At 42.7% G+C, this 16,919-nt stretch carries 18 protein-coding genes and 1 pseudogene; 6 read left to right on the top strand and 13 right to left on the bottom strand.

From position 1 onward, the window contains the following. Nucleotides 1-26: 26 nt before the first annotated feature. The 6 genes from BRLA_RS19565 to BRLA_RS19580 form a co-directional block, all read right to left on the bottom strand. Complete coding sequence (locus BRLA_RS19565) at nt 27-1,607, bottom strand: SagB family peptide dehydrogenase (protein ID WP_003334678.1); 1,581 nt, start codon at nt 1,605-1,607, stop codon at nt 27-29. A 22-nt stretch (nt 1,608-1,629) separates the two neighbouring features. Continuing rightward, nucleotides 1,630-3,573 carry a TOMM precursor leader peptide-binding protein gene (locus BRLA_RS19570; RefSeq protein WP_003334677.1) on the bottom strand — a complete coding sequence of 648 codons (1,944 nt, stop codon included), beginning with the start codon at nt 3,571-3,573 and terminating at the stop codon, nt 1,630-1,632. Then, nucleotides 3,570-5,507, bottom strand: coding sequence for a putative thiazole-containing bacteriocin maturation protein (locus tag BRLA_RS19575; RefSeq protein WP_003334676.1), 1,938 nt, complete (start codon nt 5,505-5,507; stop codon nt 3,570-3,572). Before BRLA_RS19575 ends, BRLA_RS19570 begins: the two co-directional genes overlap by 4 nt. A gap of 184 nt (nt 5,508-5,691) precedes the next feature. Next, nucleotides 5,692-5,940, bottom strand: coding sequence for a heterocycloanthracin/sonorensin family bacteriocin (locus tag BRLA_RS25350; RefSeq protein WP_081870830.1), 249 nt, complete (start codon nt 5,938-5,940; stop codon nt 5,692-5,694). A 307-nt stretch (nt 5,941-6,247) separates the two neighbouring features. Further along, nucleotides 6,248-6,490 carry a site-specific integrase gene (locus BRLA_RS25355; RefSeq protein WP_369333523.1) on the bottom strand — a complete coding sequence of 81 codons (243 nt, stop codon included), beginning with the start codon at nt 6,488-6,490 and terminating at the stop codon, nt 6,248-6,250. 530 nt (nt 6,491-7,020) lie between these two features. Beyond that, nucleotides 7,021-7,431 carry an NUDIX hydrolase gene (locus BRLA_RS19580; RefSeq protein WP_003334674.1) on the bottom strand — a complete coding sequence of 137 codons (411 nt, stop codon included), beginning with the start codon at nt 7,429-7,431 and terminating at the stop codon, nt 7,021-7,023. Between the two features lie 384 nt (nt 7,432-7,815). Here BRLA_RS19580 and BRLA_RS19585 point away from each other — a divergent pair, with 384 nt between their 5' ends. From BRLA_RS19585 to BRLA_RS19595, 3 genes are all read left to right on the top strand, one after another. Further along, on the top strand, nt 7,816-8,223 hold the full coding sequence (locus tag BRLA_RS19585; RefSeq protein ID WP_003334673.1) for a helix-turn-helix domain-containing protein: 408 nt from the start codon (nt 7,816-7,818) through the stop codon (nt 8,221-8,223). 574 nt (nt 8,224-8,797) lie between these two features. Then, nucleotides 8,798-9,610 carry a hypothetical protein gene (locus BRLA_RS19590; protein ID WP_003334671.1) on the top strand — a complete coding sequence of 271 codons (813 nt, stop codon included), beginning with the start codon at nt 8,798-8,800 and terminating at the stop codon, nt 9,608-9,610. A gap of 20 nt (nt 9,611-9,630) precedes the next feature. Continuing rightward, complete coding sequence (locus BRLA_RS19595) at nt 9,631-9,954, top strand: hypothetical protein (protein ID WP_003334670.1); 324 nt, start codon at nt 9,631-9,633, stop codon at nt 9,952-9,954. A gap of 7 nt (nt 9,955-9,961) precedes the next feature. Here BRLA_RS19595 and BRLA_RS23440 read toward each other — a convergent pair. Together BRLA_RS23440 and BRLA_RS19605 are read right to left on the bottom strand one after the other, a co-directional pair. Next, nucleotides 9,962-10,329 (bottom strand): annotated as a pseudogene (locus BRLA_RS23440) (YolD-like family protein). A 146-nt stretch (nt 10,330-10,475) separates the two neighbouring features. Beyond that, complete coding sequence (locus BRLA_RS19605) at nt 10,476-11,522, bottom strand: hypothetical protein (RefSeq protein WP_003334668.1); 1,047 nt, start codon at nt 11,520-11,522, stop codon at nt 10,476-10,478. Nucleotides 11,523-11,610: 88 nt separating this feature from the next. On the opposite strand from BRLA_RS19605, the gene BRLA_RS23445 reads away from it, so the two are divergent. Beyond that, complete coding sequence (locus BRLA_RS23445; RefSeq protein WP_003334667.1) at nt 11,611-11,817, top strand: hypothetical protein; 207 nt, start codon at nt 11,611-11,613, stop codon at nt 11,815-11,817. A 419-nt stretch (nt 11,818-12,236) separates the two neighbouring features. Here the strand turns inward: BRLA_RS23445 and BRLA_RS19620 are convergent, their stop codons facing one another. The 5 genes from BRLA_RS19620 to BRLA_RS24100 all read right to left on the bottom strand — a co-directional run bounded on the left by BRLA_RS19620 (nt 12,237) and on the right by BRLA_RS24100 (nt 15,591). Beyond that, a complete protein-coding gene (locus BRLA_RS19620; protein ID WP_003334666.1) occupies nt 12,237-12,830 on the bottom strand; it encodes a sulfite oxidase-like oxidoreductase in 594 nt (197 codons plus the stop codon). 14 nt (nt 12,831-12,844) lie between these two features. Next, on the bottom strand, nt 12,845-13,276 hold the full coding sequence (locus BRLA_RS19625) for a CoA-binding protein (RefSeq protein WP_003334665.1): 432 nt from the start codon (nt 13,274-13,276) through the stop codon (nt 12,845-12,847). A gap of 31 nt (nt 13,277-13,307) precedes the next feature. Then, nucleotides 13,308-14,804 carry a leucyl aminopeptidase gene (locus BRLA_RS19630; RefSeq protein WP_003334664.1) on the bottom strand — a complete coding sequence of 499 codons (1,497 nt, stop codon included), beginning with the start codon at nt 14,802-14,804 and terminating at the stop codon, nt 13,308-13,310. 83 nt (nt 14,805-14,887) lie between these two features. Continuing rightward, on the bottom strand, nt 14,888-15,286 hold the full coding sequence (locus BRLA_RS19635; protein ID WP_003334663.1) for a DUF309 domain-containing protein: 399 nt from the start codon (nt 15,284-15,286) through the stop codon (nt 14,888-14,890). A 164-nt stretch (nt 15,287-15,450) separates the two neighbouring features. Continuing rightward, nucleotides 15,451-15,591, bottom strand: a complete 141-nt coding sequence (locus BRLA_RS24100; RefSeq protein WP_018673480.1) for a hypothetical protein — start codon at nt 15,589-15,591, stop codon at nt 15,451-15,453. Between BRLA_RS24100 and BRLA_RS19640 the strand changes: the two genes are divergently transcribed. Next, complete coding sequence (locus BRLA_RS19640; protein ID WP_031309465.1) at nt 15,527-16,000, top strand: divergent PAP2 family protein; 474 nt, start codon at nt 15,527-15,529, stop codon at nt 15,998-16,000. The genes BRLA_RS24100 and BRLA_RS19640 overlap by 65 nt on opposite strands. A 27-nt stretch (nt 16,001-16,027) precedes the next feature. Next, nucleotides 16,028-16,852 (top strand): ABC transporter substrate-binding protein, encoded by an 825-nt coding sequence (locus BRLA_RS19645; protein WP_003334660.1) that lies wholly within the window; start codon nt 16,028-16,030, stop codon nt 16,850-16,852. Nucleotides 16,853-16,919 lie beyond the last annotated feature (67 nt).

Raw genomic sequence — 16,919 nt, forward strand, 5'->3', positions numbered from 1 at the left:
AACCTTTTGCTTCTTCTCATTCACCCCTAGCCATGCAACCCCCCCTCCAATCGGGACCTCGGACGATAGGGACCAACCGGAATCTGGATCAAGCTGGTTTTTCCATGCGAATCCATCCGATTGAGATTATCACAAGACTCCACGTCATAGCCAAGCAGTGGGTGCCCGCCCATGCCGAGAGCAGTAGCCGCCAAAAGTAAACGTTGCACGAGCATGCCCGCCTCCATCTGCTGGATGCGATACCCTCTGTACCCCAGTGCTGCTTTGAGGTGATCTTTATCCCCTGCCACATGAAAGCAGAGCGGTACCTGAAACAGATTTACATTGTCCAGATTCATGCCTTGTTGCAGGTAAAGCCGATGATCGCCAAGACGTATCTGCCGCAACGCATGAGCTTCACTGTCATAGCGGTAGGCACCATCCGGAATGTCTTCTACGTTGTACAAACAGCAATACAGGAAGACACGGGGTTGGCGATTCTCCTGGTCCTCATCCAAATCGTTTCGATATTGGAAGGAAGCAGTCGCCTCTTGTAATAAAGTAGCCAATTGCTGTTGGCTTACCTTGCCTAAAACAAAACCCATTTCTGGCGAAACTCGTTTTCTGCAGACCGAGCCCAGATCATAAAAGAACCGCCCTACTTGAGGGAGTGCCACTGTGTTACCCTCATAGGTAATGTTCTTTGCTCCTTCAAACCGCCGAAACGATTGTAGAGATTCCAGTTGGGACGCTTCGGTCATTTGGATCAGCATCGGGTATGGCAAAACCCGCTGCGACCGTACGTAGTGATTATGCTCTACCTTTAGCAACTCCCGACACAATTCAGCGGCCGTGACGCTTTCATTTGCGCCATTTCCTTTCCCAAACCACGTACTCCCCGGCTCCACCGACAGCGGGATGACCGCATAGACGCTCTCCTCCTGTTCTGACAGCCCCAGCAGATGGTTAAGCGCACGATCGAGAAACTGGAAATATACCCCCGATTCATAGCCAAACCGTTTCGAAACTTCGAGTAATTGCCCTATCAGCACGCCAGCATCCAGACCTTGCAGGCGATAGGCGAAGTTATTGTATTTAAAGAAATTTTTCCAAAACATGGTCGTCACAAAAACGGTCGCAAAACAAGTCGATAGATCACAGCGATTGCCAAGAGCACGAGCCATATAATCATCGAAATTTCCTTTACGCAATAAAACCAATCGCTGGTGAGCGACATCATAATGGTAGATACCGGTATGGGCACCTTCCAGCTTCAGATATACGTATATTTCGTTTGGATACCTCGCACCGCCAGACGGAACAAACCGTCGGTACGATTGTATCGGTCCAAAAGCTTGTTCCATCGTATTCAGATCAAAGACAGACCCGCTGAATTGAGTCAGACCGTATACGTACCAGAGAAAATGACTTATTTCTCGCAGATCTGGTTTCGTGCTCGCTTGTCGCTCCTCCAGCATAAGCGGTATTTCCGCAGACAACGGGATGACAGGCAAGCCACGGTAGAGCTTAAATGGCAAGGGTGCGTCTTCCCAGTCCACCTCGAAGTCAAGTGGTATTGCCTTTTCTATGTCGAAATGAAGAGTGTGCAGAAACGTATCCAGCCTCATCCTTTTCCCTCCTTATCACGATTTATGGAAACGGATGCGGATGTGGATTGAGCTGTTCATACGTTAACGGCTGTTTCGTATACCCAAGCTCCATGGGCACTTGTAGTACCCGATCAAGTCCTTTAACGCGGGTCAGGTGATGTCCGAAAGTCATCGGCAGCATCCCCGGAATCAGTACTTTTACGCAATGCAGTCCGTTCCGCAAGATTTCAGGTGTCGTCTGATCCACCACGATCACATCGAGATTCAATCGGCGGAACGTCTGAAGAAGGGACTTCAAATCATCCGTTAAGTCGCCATACTTTGGCTTCGGTATGAATTCCTCTTCAAACGTTCGCAATGGACGATGATCATTCAGCAAAAATTGCAGGCGCTCTTCCGCCTCCGTCAAAGCGTACAGCATAGAATGATGCTCCATCTTTTTCACCAGAAACGGATCGTGGAACATACGCACATACTCTTCACGGTTAGCCTCAAACTTCTCGTTCAATGTCAATAGCATAGCGGCCAATTCGTGGATTGAGCTTTTCAACGCCCGCACAGGGTCCGGATGAGCGCCACCCGCACAGATCAGATTGACTCCCTTTTCTTTTCTGTTTTTCGCCAGTGTCCAAACGCTGGGAATCCCATTCTCCATCGTCGCGTTAAACACATAGACATCATAACCGGCCACCGCCTGCAAACGGTAGAGCATCAAGTGCAATTCCTGATCGTGAATCGAAAAGGGGTCAATACGAGGAAGAGGAAGCTCCCCATACCAGGTCATCAGGAATGAATCACGCTCCACCACTTCCAAAATGGCGTAGAAAATCGCCTCTTCCAGACTGCCGCCCAACGCGCATCCGTTGGAAGTTTCAAACACAAAGCAATCCTTATCACCCATCCCGTAATAGGCAAGCATCTCCGGAACCAAAATCGAGCGCTCTTGCAAGAACGAGTAGCCCCATACCCAATACATTGGTCGGTCAGGATCAAACCGTACGAACGGAAAATCAGGTCTCTCATGCTGTTCCTCGGTGTGTAGCCCTACCTTGACGGGATCGAGCGCTTGATCCGCAAGATTGTGGAAACTGTCGCGGATCACGGTCCGCTTGCCGCGAGGTGCAATTCCGCAGTACCGCTCCAAGCCCTCCAATATGGCTGTCATCTCGCTATCCTCATACGAATGCGTCCGCCCTGCTGTCCCCTCGTCCCCAGTGAACAACGGCAGACTTACACTTACATCGGCAAACGGCGACACCAGATCACGCAGTTTTTTATTCAAAAAGCCTGTTCGGTAATCCAGATACTCTTTACCCAAAACCTTCTTGAGATCGTCCATGGAGCGAGAGCGGTAACTGTCGGCGCTGATCTTCGGATTAGGTTTTAGTGATATGCGAGCTGCAAGCGCCGAATCTTCGGGCATCTGACCGCAAACCTCACATGACGGGTCAGGCAGAATGAAGTGGCGAGAACTCCTTAACATTTTCAGGTTGATCAAAAATAACCGACCTTCCAAGTGGGCTTGCTCGCCTGTTAGCACCCGCTGTACCTCTGCCACGAGCACGTGAGTCATCTGCAAAAGCCCCGTGTGCGATGCCCATGCATCACGTGAGATATTCGCTTGCTCGCCCAGCCGTTGTTGCAGCTCCCATATCTCTTGACGCTCACGTCCCGCCATCAGATATCGCAGATCAGCACACTGCGAACACCCCGGCGTACCAGGACGCACCAGCGGCCCAACCACGCCTTCACCAAACGCAACGAAACCGCGCAGCCAAGGGATGCCAGATGTTTGCAACACCGCTTCCGCCTCTCGATGTACGAAAGGATTCCAAGCATCGTGCAACACCAGAGCTATTTCCGCTGTTTTCGGTATTTGGGCCTTCAAATCCGTCTGACGAACGACCTCGTATGGACCAGACAATTCTTTGCACACGAGATCCGCCAAGAGCCCTTCTCCGACAACCAAAACGACTGAACTCACCGGGACTCCTCCTCCCGCAGCAAAACCCCATATACTCCTGCCAGTTCCTTTTTCAAAAAGGACTCCTGCGCCAAATCCAAGAGGAAGAGCCGCTTCTGATTCCGTTTCAAAACCTGTAGAGCGGACTGCAAGATCTCTGTTTGCGCTTTTTCGTCTAGTCCGGGAATCGCAAGACTGTTTTGCTCCTGTTCTTCCAAAAGAACGGATGCACGGGACAACGCAAGCGGCATGCGAAATTCCGCCTGATTTTGTGCCACTAGCAAGGCATACTGCAACGAATTACGCAACGCCATGGTCACATTTAAACCTACACTGCCATACCAGCGTTCACCTGTACCGACCCACACCGCAGGGAAACCGAACACTTCTGCTCCCACTCCGATCCTCGGTGTTCCTTGCATGGTGATCAATGCTTGCAAATAAAACCGGCAATACTCATCTTCTACCGTACTCAATTGCACCTGATTAACAGAAGGTTTTTGATCCATATGCTGCGTGCTCAGTTCTTGGAACAAACACTTTTGCAACCCGCGGCTGACACCCTCCACTGCGGTCTCCCCCGCTCCGACTCCGACAAAATCATGTGGCTCTAGCATTTGTCCCGTCAAGAACGTGGGAACCATACGCGATACATACGCTTCTATTCCGGTCAGCCCCGCATCCTTCCGAGCCTCCTCATGCGTCATCCCTGTGCACACCATCTCCGGCAACAGCTCGGCCGGTCCCTCCGACAGCGGGTCAGTTGCCTGAATTCGGCACTGGGCCAATGGAAGCTGCTTTAAGTTCCCCTCCTCCCAGATGTGGAAAATCCCTGATTCTGCTGATGTCAATGTGCTGAAATAAGGGATCAGACCGTTCGAATCACTTGAGTCCTTTTTTTGTTCGAGGTGTTCATCAATATCTTCTATCCATTTGACTTTCGTTTTTCCTGTCACCAACGGGTGAGACATGAACGAATGCCAGTTTCCTTCCAACGTCTCCAGATCAAGAAGGTAGACCTTATTCTTCGGTTCCGATTCGTTCACCGCCGTAATGGTCTTGAACAATTCAAACACGATTACATTTGCCAGCATCGCTCCCGCTGTAGAGGAAAACGTGTGCAGCTTTTCGTCTTTGCAGAGAACGGATTGGTGTATACGGCGCCACGCCGACTCCCAACATTCCTCGGAGTCTGGATGCACAAGCGGTCCCGCTACCCCCACCTGCTGTAGACATATCGCTGGCAGCAGCACCTTGCCCTCTTCCCTGCAAACGGCTTGGAGAACCCGCAGTTCCTCTACATTGCCCTCCTGAGAAACGTACAAAATCGCATCAAACGGCTGCACAACCTCGCGCCAAGTATTTACTACCTCCGCCTGTAGCGCAAGCTCCTCTATGGCTACCTCGGGGTCCGTTTCGCGGGCATGAGACGCCAGCTCCACTATCCGTTGTCGATCCGTCGGCAGCGAACGATTGATCAGCATATGGAACCTGGACAAGCCGGAATCAAGCAACGCCACAACTAATGAGACAAAGATCGGACCGGAGCCGATCGCTAGCACTTTAGCCTGACGATAAGACATGAAACGATAAGCACCAGAATCAGCCAGATTACTTAAAAATTCAATTTGTGAAGCATACCTTTTGCAAATCTTGTCCGTAAGCTGATGCGGACGATCTTGGCTCACATCCTGAACAAAACCATTTTGGAATAAATTTTCTGCGATTTCAAACACACGATCCCGATATTCTTTCGGCAATCTGTCCGTCAGCTCGCCCAACGTGTTCTCCCCGTTAAACACCGGCAACAGTTTTTCAATCCACTGATCAACCCCATTTCCTTCCATACGAAATGAGCCTACATTATTCCGAAAATACACATTTCCCTTTGCATCAGGGAGAAAAAAAGTATCCTTTTTCACTTTCAGACGCATAGAAGAGTCTAATCGTGTCATGTCACTCCTCCTTACCGTTAGCCGTTCCCAAAATGACGCGTAAGCACCCTTCACCGTAATCTTATGTATGGCTATTTGTCCCTCATACCTCAACTTTTAAAGAGATAACCCCTGCAAGCCAAACACCTTGACTATGCAGGGGCTATCTCTTTTTCTCAGGTAGCTCAAAGTTGCCTTTAGGACCCTAGAAGCAACGGGAACAACGACTGCATCGGAAGCAATTGATGAAGAGGCAAACGCAGCTACAGGAACAACTGCACGAACAACTGCATGAGCAGCTACAGGAACAACTGCACGAGCAGCGGTGACACCGTCCGCATCTTCTCTGAACTAGCATTGCATCTTGCTGACTTTCATTTTCCCAAGGCGATACATCTCCACCCTGGAATTTGTCAACTTTCAACTTTTTAAGTTCGTTTTGGAAATCATCCATAATTACTACCTCCAGTATCCAAATATGCTACTTAGTAACTTTTGCCGAACGGGTGAAGCTATCCAATACACGAATACCCTTCAGCGAATATACTCTACATGTATGAAAGATCATCCTTGATTGGCTCCTCCTGCATAAGCCTATTTTTGGGGACCCTTAAAAAACGCAAGAAAAGAGCCACCTTCCGAGTGGAAAGTGGCCCTTCATTTAAATTGCTCACCGATGTGGAAATCCCCATGCCCAGCTAACGTGTGTGGGGATTTGTTTTTACGCCTGTATGTGTCATTCGCTTTTACAAATTTGTCCATCAGTTGCTCGAGCAAATGAAGCCGCCCTCGCAAGGTGCCAAATCCTCCTGGACATGCCTCAACCAACCAATGAAATCACTTAATAAATCAAGACTTACATCTTCATAAACCTTCCTTTCCTCATTAAGGAATTTGAAATACAGCATCAGATGATAACAATAGGATTTTAAGGTATTCTCAGCTTTTCCAAGATTGTCTAGGTATTTTAAATATTTTATGACAGGGTACGATGGATTGGTTATCTAAATTAAGGAGTATATATCGACGTTTTGTAACACCAAAATTATCTTCTAGCCTAACTTCCCGGACCTTCATTATATCCCCCTTGAAAATTGTTTTCGTCGATTCGATAGTATGTCTTTAACGCTGGTATTTCCAAATTGATACAGAGGGTCTATTCAATGTTACCTATAAATTCGGTAAACCTTTCGTTTAGATAAAGAGTTTTTTAGCAAAAAAAATAGGCAGATTACAAACGTAGAATACGTTGTAATCTTCTTCAAATTATAGTCTATATAATACAGCTATTATCATTACATCTTTTCTATTAGAAAAAGGCCTGCTCCTCAAATTAACAATCTGAGCGAGCAAGGCCCCTTTTTTTATTGAATGATATAAAAAATTATGCTTGTTCTAGATTAGATGCATGCTCTGCTAAGATATGTAACGCGATCATTATCTGAAAAACGCTCAACTGACATCACCTTTCCTTATGTACAAGTTTTTGATGATATCCTTACTCATATTCAGAGTGAAAACATGTGAAAAGTCTTTAGCGATTTTTTAACTGATCAATAGCATACGTGGTAGTTATCGTAATGTTATCCGGCAACTCGTCGATAGGGAACCACTCTACTTTCTCTAAAGCGTGCGGCTCCAGATTTTGAACCTCGCCGCTGCTGATATGGGCGATAAAAGTTGGGGCAATCCAATGGACATTTTCTGCTTGAACAATATGATTGGTCACACACAATAGGCTGTCAATGACGATATCTATATTAAGCTCCTCTTTTATTTCACGTATCACGGCATCTTCAATGGTTTCCATATAGTCCACCTTACCTCCAGGTAGACTCCAGCACCCGGCTTCTGGTGCTTTTTTGCGTAAGACAAGCAGGATTCGTCTATTGTCATCTATGATTGCGGCTCCTACACCCACTCTGGGAATATTGTTATTTATCATAAAAGAACCTCCTTTAGTTGAAATATTCTTTATTTTACATAATAAAGAGGGGGCTATTTAGCCTCCCACTTTATATATTCACGCGTATTTTTGCTCTTTGAAGGGGTCTCCCTACATTCATATAAGTAATGATTATAATCTATTATATACGAATCCCTACTTCATCTTCTACAGGTATCCATCAGAATCCTCATTACGTTATTACATGTCGGCTTTATCAATGCTTTGACGAGTAAATGGAGGTTTTGACGAAAAAAACCCCCGCTTGGTCGATACTGGCAGGATTTGCTGATGTAAACCACTAGTTTACATGCATTGTTACCAATGGTTTCTTTACTAATTATTTCTTTATATGCAATGATGATACAAAAAAGGATGAATGAAATGAGTTTAGGTCAGCAATTGAAAAAGTTCCGTGAATTAAAGTCTCTTTCACAAGAAGATATAGCTCAAAAAATTGGTGTGACTAGGCAAGCTGTCTATAAATGGGAAAATGACAAAAGCTATCCTGACATTGATAATTTGATTTTACTTAGCGAGTTATACAATGTAACACTAGATGAGTTAATAAAAGGAAACGAGAGCTTCAAAAAAAAGATAATCATCGCCGATCACAAAGATACTGGTTTGTACGTAGGATTTGTTATTATGTTTATAGGGTTGTTTATTAATGCTGGATCAATTTCAGCATTAATAACAATAGTAGGATTTCTGACAATGGTTTTTTATGATGATTTTAATAAAATAATAAAATCCATTTTTAGTTGGTGGGATAGCCAGAAACTTAGTTAAGGCTACTCGACAATAACATAAACACCCCATCATAAATCTTATTCGATGGGGTGTTTGCTGTATCCCTGTTCCCACAGGTAATATATTCTATGTAGCTGTAAGAGGCACTGCTTAGGCTTCTACACTAATCAAATCTTCTACAGGTATCCACCAAAAATCCTCATCGTTCTTTAGCTTGATTTGTTTAAACGTTGGATCAAACTTCTCTACCCATCCCTAAGCAGATTCAATTGCTCTCCTACCTTTCTTTTGTTTCTTTCCACCAGCTATTGTAAGAGCATATCATACTGACGTGGGTCAGAAATCCTGTAACTAAACCCGGCTAGCTCGTCCTCTTCCATGATCGGTTTCTCGATTAGTTTCTTATCCCGTGAAGCTGACGTACCATTTCTACGTATTAAGGTAAAAGTGAATCCAAGAATTTAGTAAGCTATCACCTTTTTATATATGCATTTTTTTACTAAAAAAATATATTTTTTATTTAATTCTAAATATTCCCATGTAATCTTCCGATATATTATTTGGGTATATTTGTATATCCACTATTATTTTAAAAAATATCAGGAGGATGAACATGGTATCAGTTTCTAGTGCTTCAAATTCTTACAGGCAAAATATGAACGGCGCAAGAGAAGTAATGGCCTTGAGAAATCAACAAGAGCAAAGTAACAATGATCATCTGCAAGGTAATATTCAAAGCGATAGGGTACAAATATCAAAAGAAGGTAAACAATTGTATCTAGCTAGCGCTTCAGCTCGTTCTAATTCATGGTGGGATGATTTAAAAGATACGGCCTCTGATTGGATTGACTCTAGTAAGAGATGGCTAGTTGATGCTGGTAATTTTTTATTAGACGCTGCCAAAGCAGGACTGGACTTCTTAATTTTAGATGATGTAAAAACAATTTTTGATCCAAAAGCTAGTGATGCAGAGAAAGGATTCGCAATTCTCTCTCTATTCCCTGCAGGAAAAGGTGCAAAGGCCGGTAAGAAAGCATATAATCTTTTAAAAGAGCATGGTGATGATATAGCTAGTTTTGCTAATAAGGTTTTAAATGGCCGAAAGAAAATTGGAAAATATTATGTTAATTCGAGAATCGATGAAGATTCTTTTCTTATACGCGAAACTGAAAAAGCAATGAAAGATAAAAAGCTTCAAGCTGAAGCAAATCATTTACTCAATGAGTATTTAAAAGGAAATAGTAATCCCGGTTCAGGGAACAACTATCTTTTTAATGGGGTTTTTGAGCTTCGTTCAAAAAATGGAGCTAGAGTATATCTAAGAACTGAAGGAGATACCGTTGAAATACTGGCAAAGTCAGATAAAAAAAATCAAGCTAAAGTTATTGAACGTCTAGAAGAAATATACAGAAAGAAAAGAAAATAACACAATCATAAGGAGAAAATATGAAACATGTAGTAAAAGAAATATGGATCAATGTAGAGCAGTCAGAAGATAAAAATTACGACATTTACGATAACAATGTTGATATAATGGTAACGTTATCAGACAACTCAAAGTGGGTCGCAACATTCTTCACCTATGAAAATATAAAGACACTCCAACAAAAAAATAAAAAAACTGGTGAGAATTTAAAAGGTGCTTACCTATGGGCAAGTGATATGGTTTTGGTTGATAACGTTAGTAGAAAAAGAATAGAGGAAATAATAAACCATTTAATAAACGAGGATGACTTTAAATATATATTTGTCCATTGTGAAGATGATTGATTAAAAATCAGGCGTGAAACCAAGTGAGAGTAGATTTATTCTCTACTCTCACTACATCCTCAATAGGTATCCACCAAAAATCCTCGTCATTCCTTAACTTAAATCTGTTTAAACGTTGAATCAAACTTCTCTACCCATCCCCAAGCAGATTCAATTAGTCCTCTTCCCTCTTTTGTTTCTTTCCACCAGCTAATTGTAAGAGCATATTCATACTGACGTGGGTCAGATATCATGTAGCAAAACTCGGCCAGCTCATCCTCTTTAATGATCGGTTTCTCGATTAGTTTCTTATACTCGTGATACTGACGTAACATTTCTGCATGTTCTGGCAAGATGAATTTCGGTTACAAGTGGATCCAGGATTTTGCTAGCCATCAAAACATCTCCTTAAACACGAATGTATGTTCTTATTTTATTAGATGATGAGGAGATTAGGCAATGGGTAAAATTACATGTTTATCAACAAAAACCCGCCAATTTAAAGCTGGCGGGGAATTGTATCTTTCATCATGGTTTTTTTATTAATCTTTAAAATCTAAATCATCTTTGCGTTCGTCATAGATAATGTTATCATCCCAATATTCATCATAGTCAATTCCAATGTACGGCTCGTTATGCCATATTTTATAATATACTTTCATATCAAATCCGTTATTTGACTTAGGAGACTCTATCTCCACTCCTTTGGTGAAGCCAAAATCCTTCATCACATAGAAATCCTGCCAAAGAAATGAGGCGTTAACTACGTCCCAAGTAACAGTATTTTTAGAAGGGCTAAAATTAGTTTCAATATCTATACTGCCGCCTGTGTCTACTTCCCATGAAACTCCCCCAGGTATTCCAATATCTATACTGGTTTTATTGTCTGAGGTTTGCGGCTTCGGATTCAAAATTTCTATATTGTCTGATTTTCTTGCCGGATTCCAAGTGCTTTTAAATTTATAAAGTCTAGGATCCCAAGTACCTTTAAGCATATGCTCATGATCAGCTCTTAGGTAATATTGATGTATCTTACTTGTAGAGCCTCCGTAATATGCCCTGTACTCCGTATACCAAAATTTTCCCAGTTTGCTATTTGAAACGGTTATCCCTAAAGCTCTATCTCTTAACTTGTAACTCGGTGTCGTACTTAAGGTGTTGTATTCAACATCCTTCTCTGATTTTTCTTCGAATTTTTTTAGCGCAGATTCCATTATCTCCATAAGGTTATCGTCAGAAATATCATCCTTGGATTTAATATATACCGGCGACTTATCCCCATCGACGTTAATTACACCAAAATACTTAAGATTGCCCGGCTCATCTTCTTTCAAAGAAAATTTCGACTTTTCATCCATTATATCAACGGATACTTTTTCAGCGTTAGCAACAGTAGCTGTGGCTCTAGTGCTCTCTTGACTCAACTTATTACTGTTACTATGTTTAAGCATTCTTAGGAACTCTTTTTCATCATTTGCAATTTGTACGTTTAAAGGTTTTTCAGCAGCTAATGAAATTCCATTTGGTACAGAAACCACCCCTACTAACAGTAAAGACATTATCAATGCGCTAAGCCTATTCTTTTTCATCCTTTCATCTCCTTGTTAAATGTTTTATAATCTTCATTAATAGTTACCATTATTTCTAATAAATGTAAATGAAAAAGGGTGTGTTTTATTGAATAAATTAGTAGGATTTTTACTTTTAGGACTTTCGTCTTTAACAGTAGCTATTGTATATTCTTTACATGAGATAGCGAACTCAATAAAAGAAGCTGCTTCAGGTAATTTTTCACGTGGAGGCCTCCCTGATTTTATTTTCATATTAATTGGTTTATCTGTATTTATTAGTATCTTGTGCTTCGTCTCAAAAGATAAAGAATGATCCATTTATATCAAAAATAGCCCTCCACATATGTGGAGGGGGTTTCTCATGTTTTTTTAAAATCTATTTTTTAAATCACCAATGTTTGGTTGCAAGATTTCATAAAAATAAGCAAAATGGTTGCAGAGTTGGTTGTCCAAGAAAAAGAATGAAAAACCTCACGATTAATGGAGGGTTTTATAGTTATTTATTCTGCGATTCCTGCCCACTTAATCCTTACCCGATCGTCAAGCTCCCAAAGGTTATCGACCTTTATTATGATTAGCCCACCGTATACAAACATCCATAAAATCTGCCATGATTCAGTTAAAACTTCTAATAGGTGAAGCCTTAGGTGAGCCTGGACGGCGGACTCCAATAAAAATAACATCATTTAAAGTAAATTAAAGAGGCGGTTTTCCGCCTCTTTTTTATCCTAATTAATCCCATTCATATCTTTGTTGTAGCCACGGATCTCCGTACATATGATAGCCATTCTTCTCCCAAAACCCTGGCTTATCCTTATCCAAAAACTCAATCCCACGAACCCATTTTGCGCTTTTCCAAAAGTAAAGATGCGGGATAACAAATCGAAGCGGATATCCGTGGTCAGGTGTCAAATCCTCACCATTATGCTTAAACGCAAATAAGTTCCCTTTTGCCATAAAATCCTCCAATGGCATATTGGTTGTCCAGCCTTCTTCTGCATGGAGCATCACATATTTGGCTTCTGGCTTAATGGTAACCAACTTCACTACTTCCTCTACCGGAACACCCTCCCAGACATTATCTAGCTTGGACCAGCCTGTCACGCAGTGGATGTCATTGCGTACTTCTCCGACTGACAGCCCTTTAAACTCAGAGAAACTTAGCGTCTTCTCCTCCTCTACTGCTCCAAAAATTCGAAAATCCCACTGACTCAAGTCTTTGTACTCTGGCACATTACCATAATGAAGCACAGGAAAGCCTGTCGTTACCTTTTGATTAGGTGGAACGCGATCATCTTTTGATCCGCGGCTTAATCCATAAAACACATCTCATCGCTCCTTTATTTGCGTACCAAAATGGCATGGTCTACCTTGATGCAATGGTCCATAACCGCTGTTATCCCTTGCTCTTCTACTAGCTGAGCTGCTTCTTCGTTATAAATTCCTTGCTGTAGCCAAAAGACCTTAGGCTTATGAGCCATCTTGATGGTATCTTCTGCAACAGGCAGAGTATCTTCACTGCGACGGAACACATTTACAATGTCAACCGGAGTTTTAATATCAGCAAGGGACGCAATCACTTTCTCACCCAATACCGTTTCCCCTGCAATAATCGGGTTAACGGGGATTACGTGATATCCTGCATGCTGTAAAGCCTCGGCAATCATATAGCTCGTGCGATCTGGCCGATTAGAGCAGCCTACTACTGCAATCGTTTTTGCCTCTTCTAAAATTGTTCTGCGCTCGTCATTGGTTGGATTTGTAAATGCCATCTTTTTTCACCTCGTTTATATTATGAACACCTTAATTGGCGCGTTGTAACAAAAATTGAGCAATAGAGCGAACCATTGCACCCGTAGCACCTATTGGGCCTAACGGAGTCGTTTTACTCTGAGAAGCAGTCCCAGCAATATCTACATGCACCCATGGAGTCTCTTCAGCGAACTCTTGTAAAAATACGCCAGCGATAATTGCATGACCATATCTTCCACCCGAATTTTTTAGATCAGCAACATGGCTTTTATTTAATTCACGATACTCTGGGAATGTTGGTAATTGCCACAAACGCTCTCCGCAGTACTGAGCAGCTTGGAGCATTTCATTAGCTAATTGCTGATTATTCGTCATCAAACCTGTCGCAACGTGCCCTAGCGCCACTACAATTCCACCTGTTAACGTAGCGCAATCCACTAGGCAGGATACCCCTTGCTGCTTGGCATACGTGATACAATCTGCTAATACCAAACGTCCTTCAGCATCCGTGGTGATAATCTCCACAGTTTTACCGCTCATCGTTGTTATGACATCGCCAGGCTTATATGCCGTTCCAGATGGCATATTTTCCACGCAGCCAATTACCATCATGATATTAACGGCTGGTTGCAAGCGACCGATTGCTTCCATAGCACCAATCATCGCTGCGCTTCCACCCATATCTGTTTTCATTTCTTCCATTCCAGCTACCGGTTTAATCGAAATACCACCTGTGTCAAAGGTTACCCCTTTTCCAATTAAACCAATGACATCTTCCCACTGCTCTTTCCCTTGGTATTTGATGACAACCACATACGGCAATTCGGCACTGCCCTGCGCGACAGATAAGACACCGCCCATGTTTAGCTCTTCCAGCTTATCTTTTGCCAGAAGCTCATAGCTCATTCCATAACGTTTTGCTACCTCAATCGCTCTATTTGCTAATTCATGTGGAGGCAAATAATTTCCAGGCTCATTCACTAACGTACGCGCTAGATTCGTTCCTGTACTAAATGCTTGAGCGAGCTGTAATCCTGTTTCTGCTTTCGCTTCTTGCTCCTCATGGACTACAATTTCCACTGTTTGAAAAGAAGGCTTGTGTTTCGGAATCGCTCGATAGCCCTCATATGCATAGGTTCCAAGTAAAAAGGCCTCACCTACAGCTTGAGTCAAGCGCTCTGGGCCTAGATTGGTTTGTTCTGTCAAGAGAATGGCAAGGCTTTTCTCAGATGCTTCCGTTTTGAGCTGCTGCACAGCTTTGGCAAACGCATCTCTTGCAGAGATAAAATCTAATTCAGCCATTTCTCCCATCCCGAGAAATACTAGTCGAGTGGCTGTCAATTGTCCTAGTGTATGCAGGATGGTTACTTTGCCCTTCTGATCACTAATCTCGCCTGTTTGTAGCATCTGTGACAGTTGCTGATGGAAGGTTGCATCTAGCTCGCTCCATTCCTGGGTATGTAGAGTCTGATTCCGATATACGGGCAGGATGAAATAATCTATTCGTTTTTCTAAATAAGAAGGATTTTTTGCTTCAATATGTATCAATGTTGTTCCCTCGTTTCTTGAATGTACACCCTATATCTTCTTATCACTTAGACTTGATATACGTGCCATTTTATTTTCTATTTCTATTGTCCCTCGTCTGTATTCCCCTCCGTAATCAATTGAAATGTCTGATAGGGAAAGTCCAGTTTTTCTACTTCATCATACGGAATCTTTTCAGAAGATGGCAAGGCTTGCAGACACTTCTCTAAATAGCTAAGCACCTCATCCACCGACAAATCCCAATATTGTGGTGAATATGCTCTTAGATATTTGTGGGCATTTGTAAACATCCACCGTGCCCCTTTTATATTTCCACATTCCAAATGATACAAGCCTACAGCCATTTGGAGCAAACCCTGTAAAAACTTATTGGTTTTTTGCTCCATCCAAATGTCCTCCAGCAGATCATGACAATCGTAAAATTCTCGTTGATTAAATTTCTTAAGGAATTGAAGATATTGCTCGGGATATCGCTCTTGCATCGTGCTCCCTCCCGTACCTTTTCCTTAAATCATATCATATATCGAGATATCCACATTGGCCCCTCTCCCTTATTGAGCAAGAATCTTCCTCTAGTTAGAGGTTATGAAGTTGTAAATAATATTTACAGGATAGATGCGCAATCTTTATCATCTATAAGAAAAAGTTAAGGAAGTATATATTCAGTTTCTGTTACAATAACATGTAGGATTAAGTCTATACGAAAGGAACGGAATATCTGCATGACCATCTTAGACAATTTCCCTTTGTGGTCGGCGCTTTTGGCGATTGGGTTGGCCCAATTCATCAAAATCCCCCTGAATTATCTGGCGACCCGCGAATGGAGTTGGCCACTGATGTTCAGCACGGGGGGCATGCCCAGTTCCCATTCCGCCGCCGTCACCGCACTTTCTACTGCTGTAGCCCTTGAAGAGGGTTTATCCAGCAATGCCTTTGCTATCTCAGCAATCATCGGCGTCATCGTGATGTTTGATGCAACTGGTGTTCGTCGCCATGCTGGTATGCAAGCTGTTGTGTTAAATAAGCTCGTAGAGGAATTTAACCATTTGCTTGAGGGTATGAAAACCTTCAAAGTACATCCGCGCACAGAAAAAACGAAAAAGCTAAAAGAGCTTCTGGGTCATCAGCCAATCGAAGTGTTTATGGGTGGCTGGTTAGGTATTATTGTCTCACTGTGCCTACATCCATTCTGGTAAACATACTCACATGGGGAGGAAGTAGATGTGAGAATTATCTCGATTTGCCCAAGTAATACTGAAATTTTGTATGCTTTGGATGCAGGTGAACACGTTATCGCACTTGATGATCATTCCGATTGGCCTTTGGAATGGCAACACCTTCCGAAAGTCGGTCCAGACCTGAGCATTGATATGGATAAAGTCGAAGCTCTCCAACCTGATCTGGTAATAGCATCACTCAGTGTCCCTGGTATGGAGAAGAATATCGAAGAGTTAAAGAAACGCAATCTTCCTTATATTATCCTTAATCCTGCTCACATCTTTGATATCGCAGATAATATTCGTGAGGTGGGTAGATCAATTCATCGGGTAGAAAAAGCAGAACAGGTAGCTACACATTTTATGAAACGTATCGAGCAAATCCGCTTGCTAACCCAAAATATAAGCGAGCGCCCCAAACTTTATTGGGAATGGTGGCCCAATCCAATTTATACACCTGGTCGTACAAACTGGCTAACCGATGTAAGTGAATTAGCAGGAGCCACAAATGTGTTTGCTGATTACAATACTGATAATGTAAAATCCACCCATGAGCAAGTAGCAGAGAGAAACCCTGATCATGTCATGGTGGTATGGTGTGGAATTGAAATCAAAAGAATAAAGACTTCTATGATTACAGATCGTCCAGAGTGGCAACAGATGACAGCCATCCGTAATAATAACGTACATATTTTAGAAGAAGGACTATATTGTCGCCCCTCTCCGCGATTATTGGAAGGATTGGAACAACTAGTAAACATCCTCTATCCTTCTCTAGGCGCTTCATTAGACTCGCAGATAACTACATCTTCTGCTCCACCAAAGCTATAGCTATCCTAATACAATGAAACAACCTTTATTACATGAGAAAAAGACCTGGCACAATGAACTGCCTCAG

Origin of the sequence: Brevibacillus laterosporus LMG 15441, assembly GCF_000219535.2 — a bacterium.
GTDB lineage: Bacteria > Bacillota > Bacilli > Brevibacillales > Brevibacillaceae > Brevibacillus_B > Brevibacillus_B halotolerans.